The 8512-nt window shown below is 63.8% G+C and carries 6 protein-coding genes and 3 pseudogenes; 5 read left to right on the top strand and 4 right to left on the bottom strand.

Annotation, left to right across the window (positions count from 1 at the left end; genetic code table 11):
- Positions 1-206, top strand: a pseudogene (locus tag V7066_RS28460) (DUF1275 domain-containing protein); the annotation flags it as partial.
- Between the two features lie 54 nt (positions 207-260).
- Complete coding sequence (locus tag V7066_RS28455; protein ID WP_334186291.1) at positions 261-3212, top strand: sensor histidine kinase; 2952 nt, start codon at positions 261-263, stop codon at positions 3210-3212.
- Between the two features lie 19 nt (positions 3213-3231).
- Here V7066_RS28455 and V7066_RS28450 read toward each other — a convergent pair whose 3' ends face one another.
- Entirely contained in the window at positions 3232-3864 is a 633-nt protein-coding gene (locus tag V7066_RS28450) for a response regulator transcription factor (protein WP_334186290.1), read from the bottom strand.
- A 109-nt stretch (positions 3865-3973) separates the two neighbouring features.
- On the opposite strand from V7066_RS28450, the gene V7066_RS28445 reads away from it, so the two are divergent.
- A complete protein-coding gene (locus tag V7066_RS28445) occupies positions 3974-4651 on the top strand; it encodes a response regulator transcription factor (protein ID WP_334186289.1) in 678 nt (225 codons plus the stop codon).
- Positions 4652-4773: 122 nt separating this feature from the next.
- Positions 4774-5472 (top strand): pirin family protein, encoded by a 699-nt coding sequence (locus V7066_RS28440; RefSeq protein WP_334186288.1) that lies wholly within the window; start codon positions 4774-4776, stop codon positions 5470-5472.
- Between the two features lie 515 nt (positions 5473-5987).
- Here the strand turns inward: V7066_RS28440 and V7066_RS28880 are convergent.
- The 3 genes and pseudogenes from V7066_RS28880 to V7066_RS28870 all read right to left on the bottom strand — a co-directional run bounded on the left by V7066_RS28880 (position 5988) and on the right by V7066_RS28870 (position 7292).
- Positions 5988-6617, bottom strand: a pseudogene (locus V7066_RS28880) (glutamate synthase-related protein).
- A 32-nt stretch (positions 6618-6649) separates the two neighbouring features.
- Positions 6650-7023, bottom strand: a pseudogene (locus V7066_RS28875) (glutamate synthase-related protein).
- Positions 7024-7034: 11 nt separating this feature from the next.
- Positions 7035-7292, bottom strand: a complete 258-nt coding sequence (locus V7066_RS28870; protein WP_442947397.1) for a hypothetical protein — start codon at positions 7290-7292, stop codon at positions 7035-7037.
- Between the two features lie 181 nt (positions 7293-7473).
- Between V7066_RS28870 and V7066_RS28430 the strand changes: the two genes are divergently transcribed.
- Positions 7474-8512: DUF2252 family protein (locus tag V7066_RS28430; RefSeq protein WP_334186292.1), on the top strand; the 1039-nt coding region annotated here is incomplete at its 3' end.

The following is an 8512-nucleotide window of genomic DNA, read 5'->3' as shown; positions in this document are numbered from 1 at the left end:
CCGCCGACCAGACCGCCGGAAAGTCCCCCAACTTCCTGCGCCGCTTCGCCGCCGTCCTCTCCATCTTCCTCGGCGCCGCCGTCGGCGCGACCCTGCTCCTCCACGTCGGCCTCGCCGTCCCCCTCCTCCTCGCCGGCGCCATGGTCCTCGGCGCTACCCTCCTCTTCACACGCAACCCCGGCGCCGCACTCCCGCACAGGCCGTAACACCCCTACAAACGTTTGCTTGTCGCGGGCGCATTGTCATGCAATGCGCCCGCGATGCGTTCAATCCGACACATCCGTGGTAAATTTTGTTGCCTGCGTCCTCTCAGGACAGCACTTTTCCTCGCGGTTTTCGGAACCACGGCCGCCATTCCTGTCGCGCTGGCCTCGCCCGCGACCGAAATCCCCGGCTATGCCAGCCGACATTGGTCGCTCGCGGACGGTGCCCCACCCGACATCCGCGCCATCGCCCGCACCCGCGACGGCTTCCTGTGGCTCGGCTCGGGCGACGGCCTCTATCGCTTCGACGGACTGAACTTCAAACGCATCGATCCCGAGGACTTTGACAATTTCCGCGCGCGGCAGGTCACGGCGCTGGCGGCGGCGTCCGATGGCAGCCTGTGGGTGGGCTATGCCTTCGGCGGCATCGCCCACTTCAAGGACGGAAAGCTCCGCGGCGCCAACCCGGAAAAGCCGCGCGGGCGCGTCACGGACATGATCGCCGCGCCCGACGGCTCCCTCTGGGTGGCCGCCTGGAGCGGTTTCGGCTCGCAGATGCGCCATCTGGTGAACGGGCGCTGGGACATCATCGACGTGGACGGCCCGCTGGTGCGCATGTTCCGCCAGAGCAACGGAACGATGTGGATCGCCTCCAACCCGGAACTGCGGCGCCTGCCCGCCGGCAGCCGCAAGTTCGAGGTCGTGCCGGGATTGATGAACCTCGGCTCCGCCTTCCGCGAGGATCGCCACGGGACCATGTGGTTCTTTTCGAGCGACGGCCTCCAGCGCTTCGGCCCGCGCGGTTTCGAGCCGACGGGGATCGCTTTCGGCGAGCCGCTGGGTGGCGGTGACGGCATCCGCAACCTGTTGTTCGATGACGACAACCTGCTGTGGATCGCGGGCAATGCCTCCGGTCTTGCGACGGTGCCCGGCGGCGAACTCTCGATGCGCCGGGCGGAGACTTATCCAGTTCAGATTTCCACGCTCCTGCGCGACGCCGAAGGCACCATCTGGGGCGGCGCGCCGGACGGCCTGCACCGCTTCGTGCGCACGCCGGTGGTGCATTACACCGCGATCAAGGGCGTGCGCACCGGCATCGCGACGGGACCGGACGGCTCGCTCTACATCGGCGGCGACGAGGGACTGTACCGGATCGTCGACGGCAAGGCGCAGCTCATCCTTCGCTCCAGCCTGCTATCCGAAGTCTGCTCGGTTTCAGGCGTGGGCGCCTACGTGCTCACGTACAAGAATGAATATCTCGTGCGGGGCTCCATCCCGACCCGGATCATCGGCCCGCTCGAGCACGAACGGCAATTCGGCCAGGCCTGCGCTTCCGATCCGCAGGGACAGTTGTGGGAATCGGTATCCGCCTCCGGCATGTTCCGCCTGGAAGGCAAGCGCTGGATCAAGGATGAGAGCCTGCCGGCCGCGACCACCTTCATCGTCCCCGGCCCGAACACCTTCATCGTCAACCAGCCGCTGCGGCTCCTCGCCCGCGTGCAGCACGGCAAAACGGCGCCCATCTGGCCAACCGGAAACGGTGAAAGCAAGGGCGGCGTCGGCTTCGTGCGCATGCTCAAGCAGATGGACGGCGAGACCTGGATCGGCGGCGAGGCAGGCTTTGCCCGCTATGACGGCCACCGCGTCCAGCAACTCAGCGCGCAGACCTACCCCTGGCTTGCGGGAGTGATGGGCATCGTGCGGGTTTCCGGACATTACTGGCTGATTTCGGCCGGGGGCATTACCCGCATCGCCAAAAGCGATCTGGACGCCGCCTTCGCCCGCCCCGGCATACCGATCCCGCGTGCCCGCTACGGCCAGAACGGCGTCATCCGGGCGCGAACCGAACCCTATTCCGCCAACGACGCCGCCGTCGACGCGCAAGGACGCCTGTGGTTCGTCACCAATGCAGGGGTGGTGCAAGTCGACCCCGCCCGCATCGCCGCCCCTCGGCCGGACATGCCGATCCGCCTCACCGGGCTGGAAGTGGATGGCCGCCCCTATCCGCTCACCGGCGCCCGCCTGCCTGCGGGCACCACCCGCGTCAGTCTTTCCTATGTAGGCCTCAGCCTCGCCGATGCCGAAGGGAACCGCTATCGCTACAAGCTGGACGGCATCGATGAGGGTTGGGTCGATGCCGAAAGCCGCCGCCGCGTCGATTACGCAGGACTTGGGCCGGGCACCTATCGCTTCCACGTCACGGCCGCGACTGCGGACGGCCCGTGGTCGAAACGGGACGCCGAAGTCACTTTCGTCATCGCTCCCCGTTTCTGGCAGACCCTATGGTTCCGGCTCGCCGTTCTGGCCGGGGCGATGCTGGGCGTTTACGCGCTATTCCGCTGGCGCATCCGACTGGCCATGCAGGCCCTGCGCGACCGTGTCGAGGAGCGCGTGGCCGAGCGCGAACGTATCGCCCAGGACCTGCACGACACGCTGCTGCAAGGCTTCCAGGGCCTGATGCTGCGCTTCCAGACGGTGCTTCACCTGACGACGCCCGGCACCCCGGCCCATACTGCCATCGAAGAAGCCCTGGAACGGGCCGACGACGTCCTCCTCTACGGGCGCGAACGGGTGCGCGGACTGCGCGAGGATGCCGAACCCAAATCCATCGCCGAAACCCTGCGCGACTGTGCCGGGCGCGTGGTGGGCGATGCACTCGCATGGGAAATCCGCGAGGACGGTGCCGAGAAGCTCGTCGGCGCGCCGGTGGCCGAGGAAATCGAACTCGCGGTCGGCGAAGCCCTCGCGAATGCAGTCAAGCATGCCCGGGCGACGATTGTGAAGGTGGAGATCCACCATTCCCGCGACCGCCTGTCCATTCGCGTGTTCGACGACGGTATCGGACTCCCGCGGGATGTTCGTGCTGCGGGTGGGCGAGAGGGACACTTCGGCCTTACCGGCATGCGTGAACGCATGGATCGGTTGGGTGGATCTTTCGCCATCGCCAATGCCGCCGGTCAGGGCACGTCGATCCGTCTGACCCTGCCGGGGAAGATCGCCTATCGCTAGAGCAATTCCCGGGAGGCCTTCAGAGTTCGATCAGTCCGTTACGAACGGCGATCGCCACGGCATGGGTGCGATCCATGGCCCCCAGCCGCGCGAAAATCGCCTTCATGTAGCTCTTCACCGTCTCTTCCGAGAGCGAAAGGCGCGCGGCGATCTGCTTGTTCGAATTGCCTGCCGCCGCCAGCTCCAGAACGTCACTCTCCCGAGCGGTCAGGCGCTTCGCCTCCCGGTCCGCGGCGCCCATGACTTGCGTGTCGAAATGTGTTCCGCCCCGAGAGATTGACCGGATGGCGTCCAACAGATCCGTGCGCAGGCTGTTCTTCAGAAGATATCCCGAGGCGCCTGCCTTGATCGCCTGAGCGGCGCGCCCATCGCCCGAATAAGTCGTCAGCACCAGGATGCGCGCATCGGGGTATTCGCTCAGGATGCGCGTCATCGCCTCCAAGCCGTCCACGTTGGGCATCTGCAGGTCCATCAGCATCACGTCGGGCCTGATCTCGCGATAGATCCGAACAGCATCCTCGCCATCGTCACCGACGGCGACGAGTTCGAGATCGGGCTGCGTCGCAAAAACGGCAATGATGCCGTCGCGCAGCAAGGGGTGATCGTCGACGACGGCGATGCGGATAGCAGGCTCGAAAGGCTGGGATTCCATAGCCCCTCTCTAGGCCCGCCCCCCCGGCTTAGGCAATTCCCCTCAAACGAGGGTATTGCAGCTTGTGTGCACTCTGGACCATTTCTTCTTCCGACAGAGGAGTCGAAAAATGAGCCATGCCCCCCGCCAGTCCATGCACGCTCCCGGAGACGCCGGCGTGCGAGAGGGTACAATCCTGATCGTCGACAGCGAAGGCGAAGCCCGCTTGCAGTTGATGGCCGTGATGAGCGACGCAGGCTATGCCATCAGGACTTTTTCCCGTGCGGGCGAGTTGCTCCATGCCCCCCTCCCGAACGCGCCGTGCTGTGTGGTCGCAGAGGCAGGCCCTCCTTCCGGCGCCGCCATAGATCTGATCGAGGGCCTGAGGCGCCGGGGTCAACCGATCCCGGTCGTCTTCCTCTCCGATAACTCCGACGTGTCCCAGTGCGTCCGCGCCATCAAGGCGGGGGCTGTAGACTTCCTGCTTCGCCCGCTCGACAAGCAGCATCTGCTCGGTGCCGTCGCGCTCGCGCTGGAACTCGACCGTAAGCGTCGCCCGATCGCCCATCGTGAATGGGCGCTGGTCAAACGCTTCGACTCCCTCACGCCCCGCGAACGGCAGGTGATGGGCGGTGTCGTCCGCGGCCTGATGAACAAGCAGATCGCATGGGAACTGGACATCAGTGAAGTCACCGTGAAGCTCCATCGGTCCAGCATGATGCGCAAGATGGACATGCGCACTGTTCCCGATCTCGTCCGCGCTTCCGATATCCTTCCCGCAGAACAAGGCCATACCTGGGCCGCATGACGAAAGCTTTTCAGTTTTATAGAACGATTGAATTCATTTTATGCGACTAACCTGCAAGGGGCGGCCGTCTAGAAGGGATCCAACAGCGGGGGGATCAACGCCCCCTCTCTTGGAGACCTGACATGATCGAACTTCGTCCTTTCGACAGCCTCGGCGGCGCAAACCATGGCTGGCTCGATGCCAAGCATCACTTCTCCTTCGCCGATTACCACGATCCAGCCCGAGATAACTGGGGCAACCTGCGCGTCTGGAACGACGACACTATCGCGCCAAAGACCGGTTTCCCGCCGCACCCGCACCGTGACATGGAAATTATCACTTACGTCCGCGAAGGTGCGATCACCCATGAGGACAGCTTGGGCAACAAGGGCCGCACCGAGGCAGGCGATGTTCAGGTGATGAGTGCCGGCACCGGCGTTCGTCATTCCGAATACAATTTGGAGGACGTGACGACGAAGATCTTCCAGATCTGGATCACCCCCACCAGAAAGGGCGATGCACCGAGCTGGGGCGCCCGCCCATTCCCGAAGGACGATCGTGCCGGGCATTTCGTCACGCTCGCCTCTGGTTACGGGAATGACGGCGACGCCCTGCCGATCCGCACGGACGCACGCATCGTCGCCGCAACTCTGAAGGCGGGCGAGAGTGCCGAGTATCCGATCGGCAACGATCGGAAAGCCTATCTCGTCCCCGCCACCGGCTCGATCCGGATCGACGACGTGCTGGTGAATGCCCGCGATGGCGCCGCCATCCGCGATGTGGAAGTGATACGCGTGACGGCGATCGAAGACAGCGAGATCGTCCTCGTAGACGCGGCCTGAGGCATTGCCGGGAAGGCTGGAACGTTAGCGATTACGGCAAGGCGTCTGCGAAGAACCTGCAGCTCGGTTTCCCGAGGACCGTTGTGACGACACGTCTACCAATTCCGTCACGCTGACCGATCCAATATGCCTATCGCATTGCGTACCGGCATTGTCTACCAAGTTGGCGAAACCCGCCGTTCCTGAGTATGCTCGTGAACGGCGGGTTTATCCCCAAGCGCTGCCCATTTCCCTTCACCAAGTGCAGACGGTCCGCTTTGCCTTCTTATTTGGGAAAATTTGGCGGAGGTGAAGTGCACCGTAAGCTTAAGTGCAGCAAGGCAACGGGAATGATACAGATGTGCGGAGCTGAAAACCTCCACGTAGGGCTGGAGGTCGTTCGGATGTATGCTGCGCTGGCAAATACCGCCAGAAGGTTCCGGCATTTTCTGTAGTCATGACGCCATTCTGCGGAATGAATAAGGATCGGCCTGAGCCCACCATCGCGCCGTTCGAGGATCGCGAGCACCATCCAGCTATTCGCCAAGTTCAATGAAAGCGTAAATTTCATCCATCGGCCGCATCTCTACCGCGCTGACACGCTGCCGTAGGCCATCCGGTATGAACTGATCAGGAGTGTCCAGCCCGCAGGCGACCACGATGTCGTGCAACGCGTCCAGCGTACTGCGCTGGAAGCGAGCGACGCGCTCGGCTTTCTCGGGAATGACGAGCGCACGCTGGCGCGCGGGCGACTGGGTGGCAACCCCGGTCGTGCAGGTGTCCGTGTGGCACCGCGTCGACTGGACGCAGCCGAGCGAGAACATGAAGGATCGCGCAGCGTTGCACTAGTCCGCGCCAAGCGCCGCATTCATGGCGATACCGGCGCCCGAATTTACCTTGCCGGATGCCGCAAGCTTGACCTTGCCCTTGAGGTTGGTTCCAACCAGCGCGTTGCGCGCCAAGATCAGCCCCTCCCGCAGCGGCATGCCGACACGGTCAGAAAGTTCCGTCGGTGCTGCTCCGGTCCCACCTTCGGCGCCGTCGATGACGATGTAGTCCAGCACGATGCCCGTTTCCAGCATCGCCTTCACCACCGCGAAGAGTTCGTGCGGATAGCCCACGTATAGCTTGATGCCCACCGGCTTGCCCCCGGAGAGATCCCGCATCCTGCCGGCAAACTCCACCAGCTCGATCGGGTCTAGAACGCGCTGTGCCATGGTGGCGAGAGGCAGTCTTCGCCTTCAGGCACATTGCGGGTCTGCGCGATCTCGCGCGTCACCTTGGGGCCGGGAAGCAACCCCCGTGAACGGGCTTGGCGACCTGGCTCAGCTTGATCTCGGTCACCTTCACCGCTTCATGTGCGGCCCGTTCCGCAAAGCGCGCGCCGTCGAAGCGACCGTCGCCATCCCGACAGCCGAAGTACCCTGAGCCGACCTCCCAGACGATGTCGCCGCCTTGCCGGAGGTGATAGGGCGACAGGCCGCCCTCCCCGGTATCGTGATAGAAGCCGCCGATCTTCGCGCCCAGGTTCAGCGCCTCGATCGCATTGGCGCCCAGCGCTCCGAAGCTCATCGCCGAAATGTTCAGGCGCGAGGCTTCATAGGGCCTCGAACATTGCTCCGAGGCGACATGCACACGGTATCCTTAGGCGCATGGCGCGACGGCGCGATGCTGTGAGCGAGCCATTCGTACTCGTCGGAATAGACGTCGAGTTCGGTGCCGAACGGATGGGCCGAAACATCGCCCTTGGCCCGCGCATAGACGAGGGCGCGCTCATCGTGGCTGAAAGGTCGTCCATCCAGATCGCTTTCGACGATGTAGGCCCGCAGGAACGCGCGCACCTGCGGCTTGGAGCCTCTCCACGATCACCTGCGCCACTGTCGTCATGTTTTTTTTCCCGTATGTGTATGTCTGGCAGGAGCAAAATCCGTGAGGACACGGCCTGTTCCGATGGCCCGATGCCATTTTCACAACCTCCGCTGCATCTGGAACACTTGCATAGTGTTGCTCGTTCGTATCGGCATGAAATTCGTCGTCCCGGCAGATCGCCTTGCCACCCTTCATGCTCGCCGAGACCTCAAAATGGCGCGTTCCGCCCACGCCTACGTTCGAGGCAACACGGAACTCTTCTATCGCTGGCTTGCCGAAGAAGGAGGCGAACGCATCGTACCCGAAGGACCGGAGGTCTGGATCTGCGGCGACTGCCATCTCGGCAATCTCGGCCCCATCGCGAACGGCGACGGCCAGGTCGAGATACAGATCCGCGATCTCGATCAGGCAGTGATCGGCAACCCTGCGCACGATCTTATCCGCTTGGGCCTTTCGCTTGCCACGGCGGCACGCGGATCGGACCTGCCGGGCGTCGTCACCGCGCGGATGATGGAAGAGATGGTCGAAGGCTACGAAGACGCCTTTGCCGACCCGGATGAGACAAAGAAAACTGCAGGCTGGGAGCCCGAGATCGTGCGCGTGGTGCGCCGCCGCGCGCTCGGCAGGAAGTGGAGGCATTTGGCAAAGGAACGGCTAGACGACGTCGAGCCGAAAATTCCTCTAGGCCGCCGCTTCTGGCCCCTCACCGAAGCTGAGACCGCAGGCCTTCGCGACATCGTCACGCACCGGCCGGTTAGCAGCATGATCCTGTCGCTGGACAGGAAGGACGAGGAACGAGCCCCGAAAATGGTCGATGCCGCTTACTGGATGAAGGGCTGTAGTTCGCTCGGTCTCATGCGCTATGCGGCAATCGTCGCGCTCGAAGGCCAGCGCGGCAGGGACCATGCGCTTGTCGACATAAAGGAGGCCGTCGCTCCTGTCGCTCCCATCGCACCTGGCGCCGTCATGCCGACAGATCCGGCCGAACGGGTTCTGGCTGCAGCGCGTGCCTTGTCGCCGCATCTCGGCGAACGCATGGGGACGGCGCGGCTGCATGAACACTCGGTATTCGTGCGCGAACTCATGCCCCAGGATCTCAAGATCGAGGTCGAGCAATTCTCACGGGGCGAAGCGCTCAAGGCAGCGCGCTATCTCGCCTTCGTGGTGGGCAAAGCGCATGGCCGGCAGATGG

Origin of the sequence: Novosphingobium sp. (assembly GCF_036820275.1) — a bacterium.
In the GTDB taxonomy this organism is placed as follows: domain Bacteria; phylum Pseudomonadota; class Alphaproteobacteria; order Sphingomonadales; family Sphingomonadaceae; genus Novosphingobium.
Note: the sequence above shows the minus strand (reverse complement) of the source record. Positions and strands in the feature narration are given on the sequence as shown.